This is a genomic window from Blastococcus sp. VKM Ac-2987 (assembly GCF_026967805.1).
Taxonomy (GTDB): Bacteria; Actinomycetota; Actinomycetes; order Mycobacteriales; family Geodermatophilaceae; genus Blastococcus.
Window position 1 is genome coordinate 648,081 of the sequence record NZ_JAPVBG010000003.1, and the last position, 23,888, is coordinate 671,968.

Annotated in this window: 21 protein-coding genes and 1 pseudogene; 10 read left to right on the forward strand and 12 right to left on the reverse strand. The window is 75.2% G+C overall.

Going from position 1 to position 23,888, the window contains the following annotated elements:
• Positions 1-32: 32 nt before the first annotated feature.
• Both O2W17_RS18365 and O2W17_RS18370 read right to left on the reverse strand, forming a co-directional pair.
• The gene (locus O2W17_RS18365; RefSeq protein ID WP_442864584.1) at positions 33-446 is read right to left on the reverse strand and encodes a WhiB family transcriptional regulator; all 414 of its coding nucleotides are present in this window, start codon (positions 444-446) and stop codon (positions 33-35) included.
• Positions 447-629: 183 nt separating this feature from the next.
• Entirely contained in the window at positions 630-1,265 is a 636-nt protein-coding gene (locus O2W17_RS18370; RefSeq protein ID WP_269193890.1) for a trimeric intracellular cation channel family protein, read from the reverse strand.
• Between the two features lie 110 nt (positions 1,266-1,375).
• Between O2W17_RS18370 and O2W17_RS18375 the strand changes: the two genes are divergently transcribed.
• Positions 1,376-1,777 (forward strand): DoxX family protein, encoded by a 402-nt coding sequence (locus tag O2W17_RS18375; protein ID WP_269193891.1) that lies wholly within the window; start codon positions 1,376-1,378, stop codon positions 1,775-1,777.
• Positions 1,778-1,798: 21 nt separating this feature from the next.
• Here the strand turns inward: O2W17_RS18375 and O2W17_RS18380 are convergent, their stop codons facing one another.
• Complete coding sequence (locus O2W17_RS18380) at positions 1,799-3,601, reverse strand: helicase-related protein (protein ID WP_269193892.1); 1,803 nt, start codon at positions 3,599-3,601, stop codon at positions 1,799-1,801.
• A 169-nt stretch (positions 3,602-3,770) separates the two neighbouring features.
• Here O2W17_RS18380 and O2W17_RS18385 point away from each other — a divergent pair, with 169 nt between their 5' ends.
• A complete protein-coding gene (locus O2W17_RS18385) occupies positions 3,771-4,646 on the forward strand; it encodes a mechanosensitive ion channel family protein (protein WP_269193893.1) in 876 nt (291 codons plus the stop codon).
• A gap of 68 nt (positions 4,647-4,714) precedes the next feature.
• Here the strand turns inward: O2W17_RS18385 and O2W17_RS18390 are convergent, their stop codons facing one another.
• From O2W17_RS18390 to O2W17_RS18410, 5 genes are all read right to left on the reverse strand, one after another.
• On the reverse strand, positions 4,715-6,910 hold the full coding sequence (locus O2W17_RS18390) for an MMPL family transporter (RefSeq protein ID WP_269193894.1): 2,196 nt from the start codon (positions 6,908-6,910) through the stop codon (positions 4,715-4,717).
• 6 nt (positions 6,911-6,916) lie between these two features.
• Positions 6,917-7,522: a TetR/AcrR family transcriptional regulator gene (locus tag O2W17_RS18395; RefSeq protein ID WP_269193895.1), complete on the reverse strand. Its 606-nt coding sequence runs from the start codon at positions 7,520-7,522 to the stop codon at positions 6,917-6,919.
• A 149-nt stretch (positions 7,523-7,671) separates the two neighbouring features.
• Entirely contained in the window at positions 7,672-8,061 is a 390-nt protein-coding gene (locus O2W17_RS18400) for a universal stress protein (RefSeq protein WP_269193896.1), read from the reverse strand.
• A gap of 145 nt (positions 8,062-8,206) precedes the next feature.
• Positions 8,207-8,677, reverse strand: coding sequence for a heme-degrading domain-containing protein (locus tag O2W17_RS18405; protein WP_269193897.1), 471 nt, complete (start codon positions 8,675-8,677; stop codon positions 8,207-8,209).
• A 43-nt stretch (positions 8,678-8,720) separates the two neighbouring features.
• Positions 8,721-9,584: a polysaccharide deacetylase family protein gene (locus O2W17_RS18410; protein ID WP_269193898.1), complete on the reverse strand. Its 864-nt coding sequence runs from the start codon at positions 9,582-9,584 to the stop codon at positions 8,721-8,723.
• Between the two features lie 145 nt (positions 9,585-9,729).
• Here O2W17_RS18410 and O2W17_RS18415 point away from each other — a divergent pair, with 145 nt between their 5' ends.
• Both O2W17_RS18415 and O2W17_RS18420 read left to right on the forward strand, forming a co-directional pair.
• Positions 9,730-11,229, forward strand: a complete 1,500-nt coding sequence (locus O2W17_RS18415) for a class I adenylate-forming enzyme family protein (protein ID WP_269193899.1) — start codon at positions 9,730-9,732, stop codon at positions 11,227-11,229.
• Between the two features lie 60 nt (positions 11,230-11,289).
• The gene (locus tag O2W17_RS18420) at positions 11,290-12,270 is read left to right on the forward strand and encodes a phosphotriesterase family protein (protein ID WP_269193900.1); all 981 of its coding nucleotides are present in this window, start codon (positions 11,290-11,292) and stop codon (positions 12,268-12,270) included.
• A gap of 39 nt (positions 12,271-12,309) precedes the next feature.
• On the opposite strand, the gene O2W17_RS18425 is transcribed toward O2W17_RS18420, so the two are convergent.
• The gene (locus O2W17_RS18425; protein ID WP_269193901.1) at positions 12,310-13,248 is read right to left on the reverse strand and encodes a hypothetical protein; all 939 of its coding nucleotides are present in this window, start codon (positions 13,246-13,248) and stop codon (positions 12,310-12,312) included.
• 222 nt (positions 13,249-13,470) lie between these two features.
• Between O2W17_RS18425 and O2W17_RS18430 the strand changes: the two genes are divergently transcribed.
• From O2W17_RS18430 to O2W17_RS18450, 4 genes and pseudogenes are all read left to right on the forward strand, one after another.
• On the forward strand, positions 13,471-13,698 hold the full coding sequence (locus O2W17_RS18430) for a hypothetical protein (protein WP_269193902.1): 228 nt from the start codon (positions 13,471-13,473) through the stop codon (positions 13,696-13,698).
• Positions 13,699-13,752: 54 nt separating this feature from the next.
• Positions 13,753-15,147 (forward strand): thioredoxin family protein, encoded by a 1,395-nt coding sequence (locus O2W17_RS18435; protein WP_269193903.1) that lies wholly within the window; start codon positions 13,753-13,755, stop codon positions 15,145-15,147.
• Positions 15,144-15,662 (forward strand): annotated as a pseudogene (locus O2W17_RS22220) (UGSC family (seleno)protein). The gene O2W17_RS18435 and the pseudogene O2W17_RS22220 overlap by 4 nt, the downstream one beginning before the upstream one ends.
• A 25-nt stretch (positions 15,663-15,687) precedes the next feature.
• Positions 15,688-16,764, forward strand: a complete 1,077-nt coding sequence (locus tag O2W17_RS18450; RefSeq protein WP_269193906.1) for a YihY/virulence factor BrkB family protein — start codon at positions 15,688-15,690, stop codon at positions 16,762-16,764.
• On the opposite strand, the gene O2W17_RS18455 is transcribed toward O2W17_RS18450, so the two are convergent.
• Together O2W17_RS18455 and O2W17_RS18460 are read right to left on the reverse strand one after the other, a co-directional pair.
• The gene (locus tag O2W17_RS18455; RefSeq protein ID WP_269193907.1) at positions 16,733-18,211 is read right to left on the reverse strand and encodes a GGDEF domain-containing protein; all 1,479 of its coding nucleotides are present in this window, start codon (positions 18,209-18,211) and stop codon (positions 16,733-16,735) included. The two genes, O2W17_RS18450 and O2W17_RS18455, sit on opposite strands and share 32 nt — an antisense overlap.
• A gap of 103 nt (positions 18,212-18,314) precedes the next feature.
• Positions 18,315-19,847 (reverse strand): DUF2252 family protein, encoded by a 1,533-nt coding sequence (locus O2W17_RS18460; RefSeq protein WP_269193908.1) that lies wholly within the window; start codon positions 19,845-19,847, stop codon positions 18,315-18,317.
• Positions 19,848-19,996: 149 nt separating this feature from the next.
• Between O2W17_RS18460 and ggt the strand changes: the two genes are divergently transcribed.
• The gene (gene ggt / locus O2W17_RS18465) at positions 19,997-21,856 is read left to right on the forward strand and encodes a gamma-glutamyltransferase (protein WP_269193909.1); all 1,860 of its coding nucleotides are present in this window, start codon (positions 19,997-19,999) and stop codon (positions 21,854-21,856) included.
• A gap of 3 nt (positions 21,857-21,859) precedes the next feature.
• Here ggt and O2W17_RS18470 read toward each other — a convergent pair whose 3' ends face one another.
• Entirely contained in the window at positions 21,860-22,723 is an 864-nt protein-coding gene (locus O2W17_RS18470) for a siderophore-interacting protein (RefSeq protein ID WP_269193910.1), read from the reverse strand.
• A 243-nt stretch (positions 22,724-22,966) separates the two neighbouring features.
• Here O2W17_RS18470 and O2W17_RS18475 point away from each other — a divergent pair, with 243 nt between their 5' ends.
• Positions 22,967-23,803 (forward strand): acyl-CoA thioesterase, encoded by an 837-nt coding sequence (locus O2W17_RS18475; protein ID WP_269193911.1) that lies wholly within the window; start codon positions 22,967-22,969, stop codon positions 23,801-23,803.
• The last annotated feature ends 85 nt before the right edge of the window (positions 23,804-23,888 follow it).

Consider the following 23,888-nt stretch of genomic DNA (forward strand, 5'->3'; position numbering starts at 1 on the left):
CTCGGCGGGAGCCGGGCGCCCGGGCAGGGGCGTCAGGCGCTGATCGAGCTGCGGCGCTGCAGCCGCAGGCGGCGGCGCTCGCGCTCGGAGAGGCCGCCCCAGATGCCGAACCGCTCGTCGTTGGCGAGGGCGAACTCCAGGCACTCGGCACGCACGGGGCAGCCGGTGCACACCCGCTTGGCCTCCCGGGTGGAGCCGCCCTTGTCGGGGAAGAACGCCTCGGGGTCGGTCTCGGCGCACAGCGCGTCCTGCCGCCAGGCGGCCTCGCCCGCCGCCTCCTCGGTCCAGGCGGGCGCCTCGGGCCACGGGGAGCCGGCGCCCCGCTGCGGCGCGATCTCCCACTCCGGAGCGGCGGCCCACTCGGGCGCGGGGTGCGCGCCCCAGCCGGGAGACGGCTCGGTGGCGTCGTGGACGAGGGTCAGGGCGGGGCGGGAGAAGGAAGGCACGGGAAGCTCCTCGGGGGTCGTGGGACACGACGGGTGACGGACCGGTACGGGCCGACTGCTGTGGGTGACGTTACGGACCCGGCGGGCGGGTCGGCACCGGCAACAACCGGACGAAACAGGCCCGGTTCGTTGGTGACATCTGCCCGGGTCGACGGCCGGGGCCGGCGTCGGCGCGGCACCCGGTCACTCCTCCTCGCGCCACCGGCGGCCTGGCGGGAACGGCGCGTTCACGTCGAAGTGGACCCCGAGCATCCGGATGGTGAAGCACAGCAGGGCCGCTCCCACGGTGGCCGCGGGTCCCCGGACGTCGAGCAGCTCCGGAACGACGACGGCGGTCGCCCCGACGATCGCCGGTACCGCGTACAGCCCGCTGCTGAGCACCGACGGCACCTGGCGGATGAGCACGTCGCGCAGCGTGCCGCCACCCACGGCGGTGATCCCGCCGACGACGACCGCCTGGGCCGGGCCGAAGCCGAGGTCGAGCGCCTTGAGGGCGCCGGTGACGGCGAAGAGGCTCAGGCCGGCGGCGTCGAGCACGTTGATCGCGCCGTAGATCCGCTCCAGGTAGTGGCCGGTGGAGAAGGCGATCAACCCGCCGGCCGCAGCCACCGCGAGGTACCGCCAGTCGACGAAGGTGGCCGGTGGGAGGGCGCCGAGGAGGACGTCGCGGATCGTGCCGCCACCGAGCGCGGTGGTCATGCCGAGCGTGACCACGCCGACGATGTCCAGCCGGGTCGAGCGGACGGCGATCAGCGCTCCGTTGAGGGCGAAGGCGAACGTGCCCACGAGGTCGAGGACCAGCAGCACCGTGGTGGGCACGTGGCGCGTCGTTCCTCCCTGCCGGGGACCGCGGGGTCGCGGTCGGCTCACTCTGCCGGACGGCTCGTCCACCGGGTCGACCGACCGGATCGGCCGTCTACCGTGCCGGCATGACGTCGGCCGCCCGGACCGCTGCCCGCCTGCTGCTCGGCGCGGCCATGGTGGGGGCGGGCGTGCTGCACCTGACGGTCCAGCGGCAGGAGTTCCAGGCCCAGGTGCCGGGATGGTTCCCGGTCGACGCGGACCTGACGGTGCTCGTCTCGGGCGTCGTCGAGATCGTGCTGGGGGCGGCGTTCATCGCGCTGCCGGGACGGCGCCGGACCGTCGGTGCGCTGCTGGCGGCGTTCTTCGTGGTGGTCTTCCCGGGCAACGTCGCCCAGTACCTCGAGGGCACCGATGCCTTCGGCCTCGACACCGATCGCGAGCGCCTGGCCCGGTTGTTCTTCCAGCCGGTGCTCGTGCTCTGGGCGCTGTTCGGTGGCGGCTGGCTGCGCCGCCCCCGGCGCGGCTGACCCGGCCGCCGGGCGGGGGAGTCAGCCCCGGCGGGTGCGTCCCCGCGGCCCGCCCTGCCGGCTCCCCGGCGCGCGCCCGGCCGCCCGGCCCGCCGTCCGCCGGCCACCGGGGCGGCGGTCCCGGTCGCCGCCGGGCCGGCCGGCGGGGGCGCTGCACGGCCGGCAGGTGGTGAACCAGGGCGCGATCGCGCTGCCGCACTCCACGCACTTGCCCGACCTGCCCAGGGAGATGGCGTCGGGCAGCAGCTCGGTGATCATCTCGGCGCACTCCTCCTCGACCCACGCGGCGTCGTCGCTGTCCAGACCGGCGACCCCGGGGAACTGGCGGAGCAGCGTCTGCGCGTCGCGGGCGGCGGCGGCTGCCTGCTCGAACTCCTCGACCCCGCCGCCGCGCGGGACGTCGGGCAGCACGGTCTCCGGCAGCACGGGCAGGCCGACGGAGTGCCGGAGCGCCGCCTGGGCGAGGGTGAGCCAGCGGGTGCGGCGCGGCGGGTTGTAGTCGATGGCCAGGTTGACCAGCCGCCAGACGGTGTCCAGGTCGCCGGCCGCGCCGAGCGGTCCGCGCAGCAGGGGCAGCAGGGCGTGCACCCGCAGGATCAGGCTGGTCACGTCATCGGGGGTCATCGCGTGGTCGCGGGTGGCGGCGCGCGCCCACGCCATCCAGCGGGTCAGCGCCTCGGGCAGGTCGACGGCCTCCATGGCGCCCAGGTCGGCCAGCTCCGGCCGCAGCCGCGGCGCGCGCTTGGGCAGGTCGCTCATCGCGTCGCCGCGGGCGACCGCCGCACCGGTGGCCAGGACGCCCGGATCGGGCCGCAGGCCGGTGACGCCGGTGAGGACCCCGACGGTGCCGTGCCCGGTGAGCCCGTAGCGCCCGGCCCGGCCGGCGATCTGGGCGGTCTCCCAGCTCCGCAGCGGCCGCACCTGGGCGCCGTCGAACTTCGTGGTCTCGGCGAACAGCACGGTGGTGGCCGGCACGTTGATCCCGTGCCCGATGACGTCGGTGGTGACCAGCACGTCCACCTCGCCCTGGGTGAACCGCTCGATGACCTCGCGCCGGGTGGCCGGGGGCAGCGCGCCGTACAGCACGCCGACCTTGCCCGGCCGGTGCTGGTCCAGCTCGGCCGCGGCGGCGTAGACGGTCTTGCGGGAGAACGCGACGACCAGCGTCTGCGGCCGGACGTCGGCCGGGCGCACCGGCGTGCGCAGGACGTCGAGGCGGGAGAGCCGCTTGTGGTTGACGACCGTGACGTGCTCGGCGTCGGAGACCAGCGGCTTGAGGAGCAGGTAGGCCTCGGCCGCCGAGATCAGGTGCATCTCCCGGTACTCGCCGGTGAGCAGCAGCCGCGCCCAGTGGTGGCCCCGGTCGGGATCGGCGATCCAGTGCGACTCGTCCAGGACGAGCAGCTCCCCGCGCATCGGGGCCTTCTCGACCGTGCAGCAGACGATGGGGGCGAAGGGGTCGATCTCCTCCTCGCCGGTGGACAGGCCCACCGTGCCCGGCGGCAGCACCGCGGAGAGCTTGGCGTAGGCCTCGTGGGCGAGCTGGCGGAGCGGGGCCGCGTAGACGCCGGACCCGTTCGCCGCGAGGGCCTGCAGCGACTCGTAGGTCTTGCCCGAGTTGGTCGGCCCGAGGTGGAACACGACCTCGGCCGGCCGGGTGGCGCGGATCGGCAGCGCCGGGGCAGCGCCCTCGACCCAGCTCTCCTGGGCCCGCCGCTCCTCGCGGGCAGCGGCGCGGTCGGGCCGGCGGTCCTCCGGACGGCGGGTGGCCGAGCGCTCCCGGCGTCGCGAGGTGGCGGCGGGCTGCGGGTCCTGCTGGGACAAACGACGTCCTTCGGTGGGGAAAGGCTGGCGTGCTCGGTCGACGTCCCTGTGGACGGACCGTCGCACAGCCAACACCGACGGCCGTCGATCCATGCCCCCGGGGTCGCCCGCGCGTCGCCCGGGGGCTGCCCGGCCTGCGTGAGCGGCCGACACTGCCTAGCCTCCGGAGGTGCCCGGAGCGCCGTTCCCGACCGTCCTCGCGGCCGACGACGCCCCGCTGGTGACCGACCCCATCACCTGGCAGGAAGCCGTGCTGGCGCTGTCGGTCTTCCTCCTGGGCCTGGTGGCGGCGGTCGTGGTGCGCCGCGTGATGGTCCGGGCGATCGACCGCGAGGGCAGCCGCCACGTCGGCCTCGTGGTCGGGCGCTTCGTCAGCGTGGTCGTCGCGGCGGTCGCGGCGGTCTACGCCCTGGACCTGCTCGGCGTGAGCATCGGACCGCTGGTGGGTGCGCTGGGCGTGGGCGGCATCGCCATCGCCTTCGCCGCCCAGGACATCCTGCAGAACTTCGTCGCCGGCGTGCTGCTCCAGGTGCGGCGCCCGTTCCGCGTCGGGGAGCAGATCGGCAGCGGCGACCACGAGGGGGTGGTCGCGGACGTCAACCTGCGCACCACGGTGCTCAGCACCTACGACGGCCTCGTCGTCTACCTGCCCAACGCCGAGGTGCTGAAGAACCCGATCACCAACTACACGCGGACGCCGGTGAGCCGGACGTCGCTCACCGTGGGGCTGCCCTACGACGCGGACCTGGAGCGGGCCCGGCAGGTGCTCCTGCAGGCCTGCGCGGAGGCCGAGGGCGTCGAGTCGAGCCCGCCGCCGGAGGTCTGGGTGGAGGAGTTCGGCGAGTCCTCCATCAACGTGGCGGTGCGCTACTGGCACCCGGCCGACATCGCCAGCCGCTGGCGGGTGCGCAGCGCGGTCGCCGTCTCGCTCAAGGGGGCGCTGGACGCGGCCGGGATCGAGATCCCCTTCCCGCAGCGGGTGCTCTGGTTCCCGCCCGACCGCGACGCCGGCGCCCCGGAGGGGGACGGGAGCGGCGAGCGCTGAGGTGTCACCGGACGGACGGCGCACGCCCCGCCCCCCGGGGGGACGGGCCGTGCGCCGGTGCGGTGCGGTCAGGCGCGGGTGGCGCCCACCGGCTCGCGGTCCCGGGCGGGGGTGGCGCCCTTCTCCAGGGCGGCACCCTCGACGTCCAGCACGGGCAGCCACCGCAGCCAGCGCGGCAGCCACCAGGCCCGCTCGCCGAGCAGCGCGAGCGCGGCCGGCACGAGCACCATCCGGACGACGAAGGCGTCGAACAGGATGCCCGCCGCGAGCGCGAACGCGATCGACTTGATCGTGGCCTCACCCGCGGGCACGAAGCCGGCGAACACCGAGAACATGATCAGCGCCGCGGCGACGACGACCGGGGCCGCGTGGCCGAAGCCGGTGCGGATCGACTGCAGCGGGCGGGTGCCGTGGCTGTGCGCCTCGTGCATCCGGGACACCAGGAAGATCTGGTAGTCCATCGCCAGGCCGAACAGGATGCCGATCACCAGGATCGGGGTGAGGCTGATCAACGGGCCGGTGCTGTCCAGGTTGACCGCGTCGGCCAGCCAGCCCCACTGGAACACCGCGACGGTGGCGCCGAGCGCGGCGCCGATGGTGAGCAGGAAGCCCAGCACGCCGACCAGCGGCACCAGCAGCGAGCGGAACACCAGCACGAGCAGCACCAGCGCCAGGCCCACCACGAGCGCCAGGTAGACCGGCAGCGCCTCGTCCAGGCTCTGGGCGACGTCCACGCTCACCGCCGTCTGGCCGGTGACGTAGGCGTCGATGCCGTCCACGCCGGCGAGCTGGCCGCGCAGGTCGGCGACGAGCTGCTCGGTCGCCGGGTCGGTCGGGCCCGAGCCGGGGATGACGGTGAGCAGCGCCGCCGTGTCGTCGGCGTTCGGCACCGGCGGGGTGACCAGCGCGACGTCGCCGAGGTCGCCGATCGGGCCGGCGGCCTGGCCGGCGGCGCCGGAGGCACCCTCGCCCTCGAACAGGATGGTGATCGGGCCGTTGAAGCCCGGCCCGAAGCCGTCGGACAGCAGCTCCTGCGCGCGGGCCTGGGTGGAGTCCTCGGGCGGGGTCTGCACCAGCGTCGTCTGCATCGAGAAGAACGGGATGGCGATCACGCCGAGGACGACGACGGTCAGGAGCAGGGAGAGCACGCGGCGGTGGGTGACCGTGGTGGCCCACCCGGCGAGGAAGCCCCGCCCGCCGGCCGGCGCGGCGGTGGCCGCGGTCGCCGACCGGGCCTCGGCGCGGTGCTTGCGGGGGAGGGCGCGGTGGCCGAGGAAGCCCAGGACGGCCGGCACCAGGGTGAGCGCCACGAGGACCGCGACGACGATGGTCAGCGCGGCGGCGACACCCATCTGCGTCAGGAACGGGATGCCGACGACGAAGAGGCCGGCCAGGGCGATGACCACGGTCAGGCCCGCGGTGACGACGGCGGAGCCCGCGGTGCCCACGGCGGTGGCGATGGCCGTGCCGACGTCGGAGCCGTGCCGCAGCTCCTGGCGGTACCGCGTGACGATGAAGAGCGCGTAGTCGATGCCGACGGCGAGGCCGAGCATCGCGGCCAGGGTCGGGGTGGTCGAGGAGAGCTCGATGAACCCGGTGGCGATGGTGACGCCCAGGACGCCGATGCCCACCCCGACGAGCGCGGTCAGCAGGTTCAGGCCGGCGACCGCCAGCGCGCCGTAGGTGACGGCGAGGACGACCAGGGCGACGACGACGCCGATGGCCTCCGTGGGCCCGCCGACGTGCGGCGCCTCCTGCGTCGCCTCGCCGGCGGCCTCGACCGTCCACCCGCCGTCGCGGGCCTCGGCGACGGCGTCGAGCAGCGCCTCCTGCTGCTCGGGGGTCACCTCGCCGGGTGCGGCGTCGTAGGTGACGGTGCTGTAGGCCGTCGTCTGCTGCGCGTTGACCGACGGGGCGGCCGGGTCGAGCGGGTTCGTGGCCGAGACCACGCCGGGCAGCTCGGCCAGCTCGGCGACCAGCTGCCCCAGCGCGCCGGCGTTCTCCGGGGTGGTCAGGGTCTGGCCGTCCGGGGCCTGCACGACCACGCGGGCGGAGGCGCCCTCACCGCCGGCGCCGAACTCCTCGCCGATCCGGTCCAGGGCGATGGTGGACTCCTGGCCCGGGATGGAGAAGCTGCTCGACGTCTCCCCGCCCAGGGTGACCGCACCCACGCCGCCGCCGACGAGGAGGACCAGCCAGACGGCCACCACGGACAGCCGGTGCCGGTGCGAGAAGGCACCGATCCGGGACAACAGCACAGCCATGCGGGATCAGACCTCTACCTGGTGGGGGACGGGAAGAGCAGCGCCGGGCCGGGAGTGGCCGAGTGCGTCGAAGCAGGTGGCGACGATGGCGGCCCGCCAGGTGGCCGGCTCGTCCTGGGCGTGCGCCGCCAGGGTGAGGACGGCGAGCGCGGACAGCGCCCCGATGGCGCGGATGGCCCGCTCGGAGACCGGCGCCCCCGGCGGGACGCCGAACGCCTCGAGCGCCGCGGCGCCGGCGGCGTCCATCGCGGACTCGTCGCAGCCTGAGCCGGAGCCGCCCTGGGTCAGCGGGGTGAGCAGCAGGGCGACCACGCCGGGGTGGTCGAAGGCGATGTCGACCAGGACGTCGATGGCGCGCCGGTCGCGGTCCGCGCCGAGGGGGAGGTCGCGCACCTGGGCCAGGACGCGCTGCCCGAGCGTGCCCGCCTGGGCGAGCACTGCGTCGTACAGCGCTTCCTTGCTCGGGAAGTGGTGCAGCAGGCCGGCCTTGGAGAGCCCGACGGCGTCGGCGATGTCCTGCAGGGAGGTCTTGGTGAACCCGCGGCGGGCGAAGAGCGCGGCGGCGCGGTCGAGGATGTCGTCGTCGGCCTGCTGCCGGAACGGTCGCGCCATGGCGACCAGGGTACGGCCGCGCCCGACCGGATCGGTAGGTTAGCCGACCGGATCGGTCGGTGGATCTTCGTCACACCAGTCGGGACCGTCGGTCGACCTCGCCCCCCGCTCCCGGCCGGCTGCCGACGGGGCAGCCGGCCGGCGACGGGTCAGGGCTTGACGGCGAGCACAGGGCGGTCGGCCTCCAGCAGGATCCGCTGGGCGCTGCTGCCCATCAGGAGCTTGCCGACGGGGGAGCGGCGGCGCAGCCCGATCACGATCACCGAGGCGTCGACCTCACGCGCGACCCGGAGCACCTCGTCGCCGGCGTCGCCGTCGTGCGAGGTCTGGCGCAGGTCCAGCGCCACGTCGTCGGCCGCCGCGCGCTGGGTCATCTGCCCCACCGCGTCGTCGGGGGCGACCTCGGTGCTCACCGGCGCGCCGCTCCGGGCGGTGTTGACCACCACCAGCGGTTCCGAGCGCCGCCGCGCCTCCTGCAGCCCGGCGGTGAAGGCGGCCTCGCCCGCGGGGGTGGGCAGGTATCCGACCAGGACGGTCATGCGTACTCCTCCGTGTCGCCACGGCGCCCGGCGGTGCCGCGGGGCGCGGCTGTGGGCATCCGGTACGAGCGCCTCGGCAAGACATACCACCGGCGCAGGCCCGGGAACCGGACGGAGCTCCGCCCGGCGACCGGAGCAGCGCGGCTCAGCGGCCCAGGTGCTCCCGGAGCGCCGCGACGACCATGCGGTGGTCGGCCACCTGCGGCAGCCCGGAGACCGCGACGACGCCGACCGGGCCGACGTCGCGCACCAGCAGCGGGAACGCGCCGCCGTGGGCGGCGTAGCGGGCCGGGTCCAGCCCGAACTCGGCTTCGAAGGTGGTGCCCCGCTCGATGCTGTCCTGGCGGACGTGCAGCGAGCTGTGCCCGAACCGGTGCACCACCCGCGACTTGCGCTCGATCCAGGACGCGTTGTCCGGGGTTGCGCCGGTCAGCGCGGCGGAGAACAGCCGGTGGGAGTTGCGGGAGATCTCGACGGCGACCGGTGCGGCGGCCCGGCGGGCGGCGGCGACCAGCGCGGAGCCGAGCTCCCAGGCGTCGTCGTTGGTGAAGGAGGTGAGCTGCAGCTCGGCCTCCTCCGCGGCGAGGTCGGCGAGCGACGGGAACGCGTCAGGCATGCCCCCTTCCTACCGTCCGGCCGCACCGGAGCGGGCCGGGCGGTCAGAACGCCTCCACCCGGGCGAGCAGCGTCGGGCCGTCCCAGGTCGGCGGCGGCATGATCCGGCGGAGGGTCAGCAGGGGGTACGTCGGGTCCAGCGGATCGGCGAGCTGGAAGGCCGCCCGGTAGCCCGCCGCCTCGACCCGGGGCAGCGCCTCGGGCGACCACATGCCGTGCGGGTAGGCCATCACGTCGACCGGGTGCCCGAGGATCCCGGCCAGCTCGGCCCGCGGCTGGTCCAGCTGGACCGCCCACTGGTCGCCGGTGAGCCGGTCGACCCGCTGGTGGTCCCAGGAGTGGGCGCCGATGGTCATGCCGGCCCGGTCCAGGTCGCGCAGCTGGTCGGCGCTCAGCCAGTCGGTCTTGCCGAGGACCACGGTCATCGGGAAGAACGCCGCCGGGAAGCCGAACTCCTGCAGCACGGGGAGCGCCACCGAGTGGTGGGTCACCGAGCCGTCGTCGAAGGTGAGCACGACCGGCCGGTCGGGGAGGGGCGCGCCGAACTGCAGGTGGTCCAGCAGGTCGGGGACGCCGATCGGCGTCCGCCCGCCGTCGCGCAGCGCCTGCAGCTGCGCCCGGAACACCGGCGGCGGGGTGATGAGCGTGCGGGCGTAGGCGCTGTCGTCCGGGCGGAAGTCGCGCAGCTGGTGGAAGCAGAGCACCGGCACGGTGGCGCGGGCCAGCACCTCCGCGGCCGTCGCGGGGGTCGGCGGTGCGCTGGACGTCGTCGGTGCGGCGGACGTCGGCGCCGGCCCGGAGGTGCGGGGGCTGCGGCCGGCCGGGGTCGGCGCGGCGTCGTCGGCCGGGCGGGAGCAGGCCGCGAGCAGGGCGGTCCCGGCGGCGGCGAGGAAGGTCCGTCTCTGCACGCCCCCACCCTCCCGACCGGCCGCCGCGGGGGCAAGGACCGCGCACCGCGCGCCGGGTGCGGCGGATGCCGCTGATGGACACCGCACCCGCGCGCCGACAGACTGCCGGGACAACGCCGACAGCGCCGTCAGCGGGAGGTCGCCAGTGCCCTACCCCTTCGACCGGAGCGGGACCGAGGTCGGGCCCGACGGCATCCGCCGCTACACCGGCCTGCCGCAGAACCTGGTCCAGCTGCTGCGCACGGCGGTCGACGCCCGCCCCGACGCCGAGGCGCTGGTCGAGCTGGGCGGCGACCGGCTCACCTACCGGCAGCTGTGGGACCGCGCGACCCGGGTGGCCGGCGGGCTCCGGGTCGCCGGCGTCGCACCGGGCGACCGGGTGGCCAACCGGCTGCCCAACGGGAACGACTGGGTCCTCGCCTTCTGGGGGACCCTGCTCGCCGGCGCCGTCGTCGTCCCGGTGAACACCCGGTTCGCCGAGCCGGAGCTGCGCTACGTCGTCGAGGACTCCGGCGCCGCCCACGTCCTCGAGCCCGGCACGCCGCTGCCGGACGGCGAGCCCCTCGCGGTCACCGACCAGGCGCACACCGACCTGGCCGGGATCTTCTACACGAGCGGGACGACCGGGTTCCCCAAGGGGGCGATGACCACCCACGAGAACTTCCTGTCCAACGTCGAGACGTGCCTGCGCTGCCTCGGGCTGCCCCGCGACGAGCCGCTGTCGACGCTGATCTCGGTGCCGCTCTTCCACGTGACCGGGTGCAACTCGCAGCTGCTGGTCGTGACCGCGGTGGCCGGGACGGCGGTGGTCATGCCGGCGTTCGAGGTGGGCGCGTTCCTGCGGGCCATCGAGGACGAGCGCATCTCGGTGCTCACCACCGTGCCGGCCATCTACTGGCTGGCGCTCCAGCAGCCCGGCTTCGCCGACGTCGACACCTCCTCTGTGCGGGCGCTCAGCTACGGGGGTGCGCCGATCGCGCCGGACCTGGTCCACCGGTTGCAGGCGGCCTTCCCGACGGCGCGGGTCGGCAACGGCTTCGGGCTCACCGAGACCTCGTCGGTGTCGACCTTCCTCCCCGACGAGTACGCCGCCGAGCACGCCGACTCGGTCGGGTTCGCCGCGCCGGTCGTCAACCTGGAGGTGGCCGACCCGGACCCGGCGACGGGCGTCGGCGAGCTGCTGATCCGCGGCCCCAACGTGGTCGCCGGCTACTGGCGCAAGCCCGAGCAGACAGCGGAGACCTTCGTCGACGGCTGGCTGCACACCGGCGACCTCGCGCGCATCGACGACGAGGGCCTGGTGTCCGTCGTCGACCGGAAGAAGGACATGATCAACCGCGGCGGCGAGAACGTGTACTGCGTCGAGGTCGAGAATGCGCTCGCCGCGCACCCCGCCGTCGGCGAGGTGGCGGTCGTCGGCGTGCCCGACCCGATGATGGGCGAGAAGGTCGGCGCCGTCGTGGTCCCGCTGCCCGGGCGCACGCTCGACCCGGCGGACCTGCTGGCCTTCGCCCGGGAGCAGCTCGCCGACTTCAAGGTCCCGCAGTTCGTCTCGGTCCGCGCCGAGCCGCTACCGCGCAACCCCGGCGGCAAGGTCCTCAAGCCGTCGCTGCGCCAGGGGACCGACTGGCAGCCCGTCCGCTGACCCGGCTCCCCTCCCCGCCCGACCGACGCACGACCCCGACCGACCCCTGGAGGCCCCGCAGTGCCCACCGTCGAGACCGTCCGTGGCCCCGTCGACACCGCCGATCTCGGCGCGACGCTCATGCACGAGCACGTGTTCGTGCTCTCCACCGAGCACGTGCAGAACTACGGCACCGGCGACTGGTGGGACGAGGACGAGCGGGTCGCCGACGCCGTCGACCAGCTGGACCAGCTCAAGGCGCTGGGCATCGACACGATCGTCGACCCGACCGTGTGGGGGCTCGGGCGCTACATCCCGCGGGTGCAGCGGGTCGCCGAGCAGACCGACATCAACATCATCGTGGCCACCGGGCTCTACACCTACGACGAGATCCCGCACCAGTACGAGCACCGCGGCCCCGGCCTGCTGCTCGACCTGCCGCGCGACCCGATGGTCGACGACTTCACCGGCGACATCCGCGACGGCATCGCCGGCACCGGCGTGAAGGCCGCGTTCCTCAAGTGCGTCATCGAGGCGAAGGGCCTGACGCCCGGCGTCGAGCGCACCGTGCGCGCCGTCGCCGCTACGCACCGGGAGACCGGCGCGCCGATCACCGTGCACACCTCCTCGCACACCGGCGCGGGCCGGCTGGCCGTCCAGGTGTTCGGCGAGGAGGGCGTCGACCTGTCCAAGGTGGTCATCGGCCACGCCGGCGACAGCAACGACCTGGATTACCTCAGCGAGCTCGCCGACGCCGGCTGCCTGCTCGGCATGGACCGGTTCGGCCTCGACATCTACAACCCCACCTCGTCGCGCGTCGACACGATCGCCGCCCTGGCCGGGCGCGGCTACGCCGACCGGATGGTGCTGGCCCACGACGCGAGCTGCTACATCGACTACTTCCCGGGCGCCGACGGGCAGGCGGCCAAGCAGCAGATCGCGCCGAACTGGAACTACACCCACATCAGCAAGGACGTGCTGCCGATGCTCCGCGAGCGGGGGGTGACCGAGGAGCAGATCAGGCAGATGCTGGTCGACACCCCGCGGCGCTACTTCGAGTAGCGGCCGCCCCCTGGCCCGGCGTCGCCGCCGGGTCGGCCGTCAGCGGAGGCGGCTGAGGAGGCGCCCGCGCGCCGGAACCCGAGGGCCCTCCGTCGGCAGCGCGATCGAGCCGGCCGTGCGCCGGAGCTCCGCCTCGAGCGCGGACCGCCGGTGCTCGAGGGCTGCCAGGTCCGCCAGCAGCGCGGCACGGCGCCCGGTGGCCACGGCGTCAAGGCGCTCCCGCTCCGCCTCCGCCGCGGCGTCCGCGCGCCGGCGCTCCTCGCGGCCGGTCGCCAGCATCCGGACGACCTCGTCCCGGCCCTGCAGCCGGAGGTGCGCGACGTCGGCCGCGGCCTGCTCCGCGAGCAGGGCGGCGTGCTCGGCGGCGGCCTGCTCCACCGCGCGCGCCTGCGCGACGCGGGCTGCTGCCTCCTCGGCGGCGTCCCGGCGGGCCTGCTCGGCGTCCGCGAGCGCCCGGCGGGCCGCGGCGAGGATCCCGTCGGCCTGCTCGGTCGCGGCGGCCACGGTCTGCCGGGCGCGGAGCCCGGCGTCGGCCAGCTCCACGGCGGCACGGGCGGTCAGCTCCTCCGCGTCCGCCTGCGCCGCGGCGAGCACGGCCTCGGCCTCGGCGGTGATGCCCGCGGCCTGGTCGGCCGCGGCGGCGAGCATTGACCCCATCCGGTCCGACAGGCGGAGGAACTCGCCGCCGCCGGCCGAGTGGTCGAGCAGCTCCCGGGCCTCGGTGAGGGCGGCCTGGGTGTCCAGGCAGCGGGCCAGCAGGTGCTCGCGCTCCCGCTCCGCCGTCGCCAGCTCGTCCTCCGCCCACTGGACGTAGGTGTCGACCTGGAAGCGGTCGTAACCGGCCAGCGCCCGGGCGAACATCGGCTCGGCCCGGAAGAGGGTGGGCAGGTCGCCCGTGACGTTCGGCCGGCCGCGCTCGGCCGGCAGGTCGCCGCCGGTGAGCCGGGTCGGGATCTCGTGCTGCGTCGCAGTGCTCATCAGGTCGCCTCGTGTCCCCGCCTGGTTGCCATCGCACCGACGGTAGGGGGCTGGTGCGGCGCCCCGCCCGCCTCCGGAGCCCGGGCTCACCCGGCCGGGTGGGGCGGGCACCCGGTCCGGTCGGCGCGGTCGCCGGCCATCGCCCTGGGTGATCTGCCACCTGCGGGTGAGTGACGGCGCGCGCCGGATCGACTCCCGCGAGCCGGGGGCACACCCTTGGTCATGACCTCGCCTCCCGACTCGCCGGCCCCCGGCAACCTGACGGTCCCGCCGCTGTTCGACTGGGACGTCCTCGCCTCCGTCGTCGGTCTGGTGGCGGTCCTGGCGGTGGTGGCGCTGTTCGCCCTGTCGGCCCGCCCCGGGGCGAGCGGTCGCGCGGAGTGGCAGCAGCTGCTGGCCGCGCGGTCACGCGTCCCCCACGACCCGGAGGACCTGCGCGCCGAGCGGTAGCGATCCCCCCGAGCGCCGGTGGCCGGGGGAGCGGCACCTCGGTACGGTCCGGGAGTGCGCCTCCCTGACGGTCTCGTCGCCGTGGTCAAGCGCGACTGCCCGACCTGCGTGCTGGTCGAGCCGGTGCTGCGGGGGCTGGGCGCGGCCGTGTGGTGCCAGGACGACGCCGGCTGGTTCCCCGGGGACGACACCGAGCTGGAGCTGTCCTACCGGCTCGGCATCGAGACCGTCCCCACGCTCCTGCGGGTGACCGACGGCGAGGAGACCGCCCGGGTCGTGGGCTGGAGCCGGGAGCAGTGGGAGGAGCTGACCGGCGTGGCCGGGCTCGGCCCCGAGCTGCCCGAGCACCGGCCGGGCTGCGGCTCGCTGTCGGTGGACCCGTTCCGGGTCGACGCCCTGGAGGCGCGCTACGGCGGCAGCGGCCTGGCCAGCCGGCGGGTGGAGCTGGCCGACCTCGAGGACGAGCACGAGGCGTTGTTCGACCGCGGCTGGACCGACGGGCTGCCCGTCGTCCCGCCGACGCCGGAGCGGGTGGTGCGGATGCTGCGCGGCACCACCCGCGACCCGGCCGAGGTGGTCGCGCTCGTGCCGCCGGACCTGGTGGAGTGCACGGTCGAGAAGGTCGCCGTCAACGCGGTGATGGCCGGCTGCCTGCCGGAGCACCTGCCGGTCGTGCTGGCCGCGCTGGAGGCCGCCTCCGCGGAGGAGTTCGCGCTGCACGGTCTCCTGGCGACGACGTACTTCGCCGGCCCCGTCGTCGTGGTCAACGGCCCGGTGGCGGCCCGGATCGGGATGAACAGCGGCGTCAACGCGCTCGGGCAGGGCAACCGCGCGAACGCCACGATCGGCCGCGCGCTGCAACTGGTGGTGCGCAACGTGGGCGGGGGAGTACCGGGCGGGGTCGACCGCGCGACGCTGGGCAACCCCGGCAAGTACACCTTCTGCTTCGCCGAGCGGGAGGAGACCAGCCCCTTCGCGCCGCTGGCCGCCGACCGCGGCGTCCCGGGCGACGCCGTCACGGTCTTCGCCGGATCGGGCGTGCAGCCGGTGGTGGACCAGCTCAGCCGTGACCCGGAGTCGCTGTCCCGGACGTTCGCCGCGTGCCTGCGGGTCAACGCGCACCCCAAGCTGCCGATGGCCTTCGACGCGATGCTCGTCGTCTCCCCGGAGCACGGCCGGGTGTTCCGCGAGGCGGGCTGGGACCGGGCCCGCCTGCTGGCCGAGCTGGAGCAGCTGCTCGCGCTGCCGGCCGACGAGCTGCTGCGCGGCGCCGGCGGCATGGCCGAAGGCCTGCCCGCCCCGTTCGAGGGCACCCTCCCGAAGTTCCGCCCCGGCGGGCTGCTCGTCGCCTCCGCGGGCGGCGACGCCGGGTTGTTCAGCGCGATCGTCGGCGGCTGGGTGGCCGGTGCGACGGGAAGCGTCCCCGTGACACGAGAGGTGCGCGCATGAGAACCGTCCTGGACCCGACCGGCGAGCGGCAGGCGGCCGCCCGGGAGCTGCTGCCCCGCCCCGAGTCGCTGCGCGGCCGCAGCGTCGGGCTGCTCGACATCAGCAAGGCCCGCGGCGACGTCGTCCTGGACCGGCTCGAGCAGCTGCTGACCGCGGACGGCGCGCTGGTGCGCCGGTACCGCAAGCCAACGTTCGCCCGGACCGCCCCGGTCGACCTGCGCCACGAGATCGCCGAGCAGTGCGAGGTGGTCATCGAGGCCCTCGCCGATTAGGGCTCCTGCACGTCGTGCAGTGTGCACGACATCGCAGACCTGGAGCGGCGCGGCGTGGTGGGGGTCTTCCTCGCCAGCGAGGCGTTCGCCGACGCCTCCCGGCTGCAGGGCGAGGCGCTCGGGTTCCCGGCGCCCTACGTCCTGGTGCCGCACCCGGTCCAGGACCGCACGGACGCCGAGCTGCAGGCGGTCGCCGAGCAGATCTACCCGGCGGTGGTGAGCGCACTGACGACGGCCGGGTAGCCGCCGACGAGGGAGGGGGGCACGGATGGGGGTCACCGACCGGCTCGACGCCTTCCAGGCCCGGCACCCCTCGGTGGCCTTCCCGCTGGCGGTGGTCTACAAGTTCGCCGACGACCGCGGGCCGCACCTCGCCGCGCTGATCACCTACTACGGCTTCGTCTCGCTGTTCCCGCTGCTGCTGATGCTGACCTCCGTGCTCGGCTTCGTGCTGCAGGACGACCCGGGGCTGCAGCAGCGGATCCTGGAGTCCGCGCTGTCGGACTTCCCGCTGCTCGGCCCGGTGCTGGTCGACAACATCGGCACCTTCCGGGGGAGCGGCCTCGCGCTGGGCATCGGCATCCTGGGCAGCCTCTACGGCGGGCTGGGCGTCATGCAGGCGGCGCAGGCGGCGCTGAACCGCATCTACGCCGTGCCGCGCTTCGCCCAGCCCAACCCGCTGCTGTCCCGGCTGCGCAGCCTGCTGCTCGTGCTGGCCCTCGGGCTCGGGGCGGTGGTCTCGACGGCGCTGACCGCCTTCGTGCAGACCTTCTCCGGCGCCCTGCCGGTCTCGGGGCCGGTGGTCGCGGTCACGGCCACGCTGACCAGCCTGGCGATCAACGTCGCGATCTTCCTGGTGGTCTACCAGGTGCTCACCGCGCGCCGGCTGGACTGGCGCAACGTCGCCGTCGGCGCCGTCATCGCGGCGGTCCTCTGGGAACTGCTGCACGTGCTGGGCACGTACTACTTCGGCACGTACGTGACGCGGTCCAGCGACGTCTACGGGATCTTCGGCGTGATCCTCGGCCTGGTGGTCTGGATCTACCTGCAGGCGCTGGTCGTCGTGCTGGCCGCGGAGATCAACGTCGTCCGGCACCGGCGGCTGTACCCCCGGTCGCTGCTCACGCCGTTCACCGACGACGTCGAGCTGACCCCGGCCGACGTCCGGGCCTACACCGGCTACGCCCGCAGCGAGCGCTACAAGGGCTTCCAGCGCGTGGAGGCCTCGTTCCGGAAGGGGGCGCGGCCGCGGCCGGCCGACGCCGAGGGTTTCCCCGGCGACGTCGCGCAGGACGACGCCGAGGCCGCCGGGATCAGGCCTTCGCCGGGATCCGGATCAGGTTGACGTAGCGGTCGGTGCGGGACTGCTTGTCGGCGTACATCCGCTCGTCGGCGCGGCGGACCAGGTCCTCCACCGAGCACGGCCGGTGCGGGTCCCACGACTCGGCGCCGATGGAGAACCGGAGCTCGAAGGCGGCGCTGGACGCGGAGTTGAAGTCGTCGAGGGCCGCGGCCAGCCGCCGCCGGACCTCCGCCTCGTCGGTGCCGTCGCCGAGCAGGACGACGAACTCGTCACCGCCGAGCCGGCCGACCACGTCGCCGGACCGGCATGCGGCCCGCAGGACCGACGCGGCGGACGCGATGGCGCGGTCGCCCTCCTCGTGCCCGAGGACGTCGTTGACCTGCTTGAGGCCGTCGAGGTCGATGAACACGGCCAGGCGGCGCTCGCCGTTCCGGGCGGCCCGGGCCAGCTCCTGCTCGGCCAGCTCGAACCAGCCCCGACGGTTGTGGATCCTGGTCAGCTCGTCGGTCGAGGCGATGACGGCCATGGCCCGTTCGCGGCGGCGGCTCAGGACGACGAGCGCGGTGCCGGTGATGAGCAGCATGGCGAGGACCAGCGCCCCGGTGCGCAGGGAGGCGCGGTCCAGGTGGCCCTGGAAGGCGTCCTTCGTCTGGACGTTCACGGCCAGCCACGTCGTCCCGGGGACCCGCTGCCAGCTGACGACGTGGTCGGTCCCGTCGTCGGTCGTGTCCGCGATGCCCTGGTCGCCGCCGGACCGCACCGCGGCGAGGGCGCGGGGGTACGGGAACGGCGAGCCGATCGCCTGCCGGTCGGCCGTCCCGACCACGAGGCCCGCCCCGTCGACGATCCAGCCCTCGCCCGCACCGCCGGTGACGTAGTCGCCGGAGGCCTCCCGGGCGGCCCAGGCGCACATGAACAGCCCGGTGGACCCGTCGGACAGCGCCACGGGGACACCCAGCGCCAGAGCCGGCTCGTCGGCGATCCGGACGATGCCGGACAGCGGGAGGCGGTCCGCGCCGGCGTCGGTGAGCGCCGCGAGGAGGGGGCTGAACCCGGGGTCGGAGGGCGAGGCCGTCTCTCCCGTCGGCGCGTAGGACGCCACGACCTGGCCGAGCGGGTTGACGACGGCCGCGCCGCGGTTCATCGCGTCGCCCGCGCTCACCACCAGGCTGCGGATGCGCTCCTCGTCCTGGCCGGCGGCGTCGGTCCCCGGCGTGGCGCCGAACGCGGGCACGCCCGCGCCCTCCTGCGCCGCGAGTACGGAGGCCAGCTGGCCGAGACCGTCGCGGACGACCTGCGCCGTGAGCTGGCCGGCGAAGCTGGTGTTCTGGACGCGGTCCGCCCGGTGCTGGTCGACGGCCAGCTCGCCGGCCTGCTGCGTGGACAGCAGCCCGAGCGCACCCATGACGGCGACGAGCACCCCGGAGACCACGAGGGGCCCCCAGCGCCGCCGCCCCGCCGTGGTCCTGCTCCGTGCACCGATCGTCACCGTGCCTCCTCTGGCTCTGCCTCCTCCATCGGCCTTCGGTGGCGGAGCTTGAGGAGGCACGGTGACGCGATCTCACCCGGGAGGAGGGTGCGACGGCGCCGGCTCAGCGGTAGACGACGTCCACGCTGCGGAAGGCGCCGAGCGCGTGGTCGGCGGTGAAGTAGCCGTGGTCCCGGCGCACCCGGTCGGCTGCCTCCTCGGCGAACCGCAGGACGTCGTCCACGAACAGGTCCCGGTTGCCGATGGCATCCAGGATCGCGGGCTCGACGTCGTAGTCGACGTTCCCGGTCTCGTCGGACATCGCGTGGGTGTGCGCCAGCACCCGGCCGCAGATGCCGGCGTACTGCTTCCACTCCCGCGGGGAGAGGGAGCCCAGGCCGATGTCGTCCCGGTAGGGCGCCCGCTCGCGCACCATGAAGCTCTCGCCGTCGATGTCGACGCTGCCGTAGAAGACATCCCCGCTGACCAGGTGCACCCGCTGGGCGTGTCTTATCCGGTCGGCCTGGCCGTCCACCTCGTAGCCGGACGGCGGCACCAGCCCGGCGAGCGCCGAGCGGCGGGCGCGCTTGAACTCCAGCAGCAGGTCGTCGGTCCCGTCGTCGCGCACGCCCGCGATCAGCACGTAGTACCGGGTCAGCCCGAGCGAGGCGGTGCCGGCGCCGCGCCGCTCGGCGACGTCCTTGACCCGCATCCGGCCGGCCCGCTCGGGCACCGGCACCCCGTTCTCGGCGACGTAGCGGTCGACCAGCTCCTGGAACTCCTTCCGGCGGCTGCTGACCGGTACCAGCTCCTCGTCGGTCCGGAAGCCGCTGCGGGTCTCGTCCAGCAGACCGGCCAGCCAGTCGGCGCGGCTGGTCTCGAGCGTGCCGGCGATCAGCTGCCGGATCAGCGGCGGCGCGTTGTCCATCCGGAGCTGCTCGGTCTGCTCCTGGCCATCCGCGGCGTAGGAGGCGATGCCGGCCGCGTAGCCGCGCACGAACCGCTCCGCGATGGCCCGCTGCTTCTTCCGGCCGTGCCCGGACTTCTCGGCCGCGCCGAGCATGAAGCCGACAGCGCCCCGCTTGAGGTCCCAGGTGAACGGCGCGTAGTAGGCGTCGTCGAAGTCGTTGACGCCGAAGATCGGCACGTTGTCGGAGCTGGGCATGACGCCGAAGTTGCCGGGGTGGACGTCGCCGAGCGCGAGCACCGTGGGCAGCCGGGCGTCCTCGCCGACCAGGTCCCGGTAGAAGAGCAGGTTGGTGCCGCGGAAGAAGTGGAAGACCGAGCCGGCGAGCTTGTCGAACTTGGCCCGCGCCTCCAGGTCGCCGGTCGCGATGCGGGTCTCGTGGTCCTCGCGCACGGTCTCCCGCACGTGCACCCGGCGGTCGTTGCCGGTGAGCATGCGGGGGATCAGCACCATCTCGCCGGCCGCGCGTGCCTCGGCGAGCTGGCGGAACGCGTCGACCCGGGAGCTGATCTGCGGCCGGCCCGTCCCGGGCTCGTCGGTCTCGTGCAGCGGCGTCTGCCGCTCCCGCTGCCGCAGCTCGGCGACCAGCTGGTCCTTGGTCATCCTGCTCCGGCCGGGGATGCCCTGTGCCCGGGCCAGGCGCAGGAGCTCGTCGCGGTCGGCGGTGCGCAGCTGCGCGGAGGGGTCCATGCCTTCCCGGCTACCCGCCGGCGGCCTGAGCAGGCACGACGGTTGTGTTACGGCGGCCCGCCCGGACCGGGGTGCCCGGACGGCTGGCGCGCCCGTCCCCGCGGGTGTCCCATGTACCCCTGCGCAGCGAGCACCCCCGAGGAGTTCCCATGCCGCGTCCGCGTACCACCCTCCTGGCCCTGACCGTGCTCGCCGGCGGCTCCCTGGTGGCCGGTGGCCCCGCCAGCGCAGCGCCGGGCGATGCCCCGGGGGCCGCTCCACCGGAGCGGCGCGCGCTGGCCGTGGGCACCGGAGGTGCGGTCGCCACCGTCGACCCCGACGCGACGCAGGTGGGGCTGGACGTCCTGGCCGCCGGCGGCAACGCCGCCGACGCCGCGGTGGCCGCGGCCGCCGCGCTGGGGGTGACCGAGCCCTACTCGGCCGGCATCGGCGGGGGCGGCTTCTTCGTCTACTACGACGCCGCCACCGGAGAGGTCACCACGATCGACGGCCGGGAGACCGCACCGCTGGCCATGGGGGCGGACGCCTTCCTCGACGAGGCGGGTGACCCGATCCCGTTCGCCGAGGCCGTCTCGAGCGGCCTGTCGGTGGGCACGCCGGGCACCCCGGCCACCTGGGTGACGGCGCTGGAGGAGTTCGGCACCTGGTCGCTGGCCGACGCGCTCGGCGGCGCGACCCGGCTCGCCGACGAGGGCTTCGTCGTGGACGAGACGTTCCGGCAGCAGACGGCGGAGAACGAGGAGAGGTTCCGCCTGTTCGCGCCCACCATCGAGCTGTTCCTCCCCGGCGGCGCGCTGCCCGAGGTGGGCTCGGTGTTCCGCAACCCCGACCTCGCCGAGACCTACCGGCTGCTGGCGGGCAAGGGGGTGGACCCGCTCTACACCGGGGAGCTGGCCGAGGAGATCGTGGCGACGGTGCAGGACCCACCCGAGGCGGAGGGCGTCGCGGAGGTCCGGCCGGGTCTGCTGGAGGCCGTCGACCTGGCGCTGTACGAGGCGCCGCTGCGGGAGCCGACCCGGGTCGACTACCGGGGGCTCGAGGTCTACGGGATGGCCCCGCCGTCCAGCGGCGGCTCGACCGTCGGGGAGTCGCTGAACATCCTGGAGCCCTTCCCGCTCGCCTCGCTGCCCGACGTGCCGGTGCTGCACGCCTACCTGGAGGCCAGCGCGCTGGCGTTCGCCGACCGGAACGCCTACGTGGGCGACCCGGCGTACAACCAGGTGCCGCTGGCCGAGCTGCTCTCGGACGAGTTCGCCCGGGAGCGGGCCTGCCTCGTCGCCCCGGACACCGCGCTGCCCAAGCCGGTCCCCGCGGGCAGCCCGGACGGCGAGTACGCCCCGTGCCCGGCCGGCGAGGGGCCCACGGCGGAGGAGGGCACGGAAGGGCCGTCCACCACCCACCTCACGGTCGGCGACGCCGCCGGCAACATCGCCAGCTACACGCTGACCATCGAGCAGACCGGTGGCAGCGGGATCACGGTGCCCGGCCGCGGGTTCCTGCTCAACAACGAGCTGACCGACTTCACCTTCCAGGCCGCCGACCCCACCCGTCCCGAGCCGAACCTGCCGGCTCCGGGCAAGCGCCCGCGCAGCAGCATGGCGCCGACGATCGTGCTGGACGACGGCGAGCCGGTCCTCGCCCTCGGCTCCCCGGGCGGCAGCACGATCATCACCACGGTCCTGCAGACGCTGGTGAACCGCATCGACCGGAACATGGACCTCGCGGAGGCGATCGGCGCTCCGCGGGCCAGCCAGCGCAACACGTCCGCGGTCAGCGCGGAGCCGGCGTTCGTCGACGCGTACGGCGAGGCGCTGACCGCGCTCGGGCACGAGTTCACCGTGGTGGAGGAGCTCGGGGCGGCCACGGGCATCGAGTACCTGCCGGGCGGGCTGGTGCTGGCCGCCGCGGAGGTGGAGCGCCGCGGCGGCGGGAGCGCCGGGGTGGTGCACCCCGTCGTCGGCCCGGAGGCGCCCGGCGCGGGGGAGCTCGCCCCGCCGCTGGGGGGCTGACGGTCAGCGGCCGACGGCGTCCTCGGCCTCGATGGCGGCGTTCCACTCGCGCTTGCCCGACTGCCAGCGGTCCTCGGTGTCGCCCCGCCGCCAGTAGCCGGAGATCGACGTCCACGCCGGGTCGAGGCCCCGCTCGGCCCGCAGGTGCCGGCGCAGCTCCCGGACGGCGTAGGCCTCGCCGTGCACGAAGACGTGCCCGCACCCCGGTGGCAGCGGGACAGCCCGCACGGCGTCGACCAGCAGTTCGCCGGGCTCGGCGCCGTGGCGGTGCAGCCAGCGCAGCTCCACGCCGGGCCGCACCGCCAGGTCGGGCTGCTCCTCCTCGGGCCCGGCCACCTCGACGAGCACCCGCGCCGGTGCGCCGGTGGGCAGCCGGTCGAGGGTCGCCGCGATCGCGGGCAGCGCGGCCTCGTCGCCGGCCAGCAGGTGCCAGTCGGCGTCCGGCCGGGGCGCGTACGCGCCGCCCGGGCCCATGAACTGGATCCGGTCGCCGGGGCGCGCCGCGGCGGCCCAGGGCCCGGCGAGCCCCTCGTCGCCGTGGTGCACGAAGTCGATGGTCAGCTCACCGGCGCCGGCGTCCCAGGCGCGCACGGTGTAGGTGCGGGTGACCGGCCACCGGTCGGCCGGCAGCTCGGCGCGCACCTGCTCGACGTCGTAGGGGACGGCGTAGGCGGCGTCTCGGGGCGGGAACAGCAGCTTCACGTAGCGGTCGGTGAACTCGCCCTCGGGGAACCCGGCCAGGCCCTCGCCGCCGAGCACGACGCGGACCATGTGCGGGGTGGTCCACGAGGTCCGGACGACCTCGCCGATCCACGGGGTCCGCCTGCGACCCGGGCGCCCGTCGCCGTTCCGCCGTGGCTCGCTCATCGCTGCTCCGCTCCTGGTCGCGCCGGCGGCCGCTCACCACCTGGCGGACGACGCTACAGAGCCCGGTGATCACCGCCCCCGGTCGGCCCGCCCCGGGCGGCGCTCCCGTCGGGCGGTGTGCGCCCGTGGCGCGTTCCGCGGCCACCGCGCGCCCTCGGTGCACCTCCCGGCCCGGTCGGGGCGGCCGGTGGGCGTACCGGGAACCCGTCGGGCGGACCAGGGGGCGGCGGCTACTGTCCCGGCGTGGGAACCGTGGCGGCCGGCACCGGCGAGGACCGATCCGGAGCCGAGCCGAGCGTGCTCGACGTCCTGGCCCTGGAGGAGCTCGACCGGGACCTGTACCGCAGCACGCTGCTGTTCACCGACCCGTTCCCGCTCTACGGCGGCCAGGTGGCCGCGCAGGCGCTGCTCGCCGCGGGCCGCACGGTGGCCGCCGACCGGCTGCCGCACTCGCTGCACGGGTACTTCCTGCGCAGCGGCGACGCCGCCCGCCCGACGATCTTCCGGGTCGACCGGGACCGGGACGGCGGCTCTTTCTCGGCCCGCCGGGTGGTCGCCATCCAGGGCGGCGAGGTCATCTTCAGCATGTCCTCCTCCTTCGCGGTGCCCGGGCCCGGGCCCGACCAGCAGGTGCAGGAGACGCCCACGGTCGAGGTGCCCGGCACGCTGCCGTCGTTCGACCTGCCCCGGTTGTTCTCCATGGCCGCCCGCCGGCCCGCGCAGCCGTTCCCGTCGGCGCACCTGCCCACCCGCTTCTGGGCGCGGGCCACCGTCGCGCTGCCCGACGACCCGCTGGTGCACGCCTGCGTCCTGGCCTACCTGTCCGACATCGGCACCGGGCTCTCCGCGCTGCCCGAGGACGAGGCCGCGCCCGGGCCGAGCCTGGACCACGCGGTCTGGTTCCACCGGCACGCCCGGCTCGACGACTGGGTGCTCATGGACATGGTCCCGCGCACCGTCTCCGGCGGCCGCGGCTGGTACACCGGCTCGATCACCACGCCGGGCGGGGTGCTGGCGGCCAGCTTCACGCAGGAGACGCTGTTCCGCCCGGGCCGCAACCCCTTCCGCCCCGGCCGCTGACGGCCCGGTCCCGGCACGCGGCGACGGCGGCGGGCGGGCCCGCGCGTCGCCGTGTCGTCTAGACGTCATGACGTATGGTCGGTCG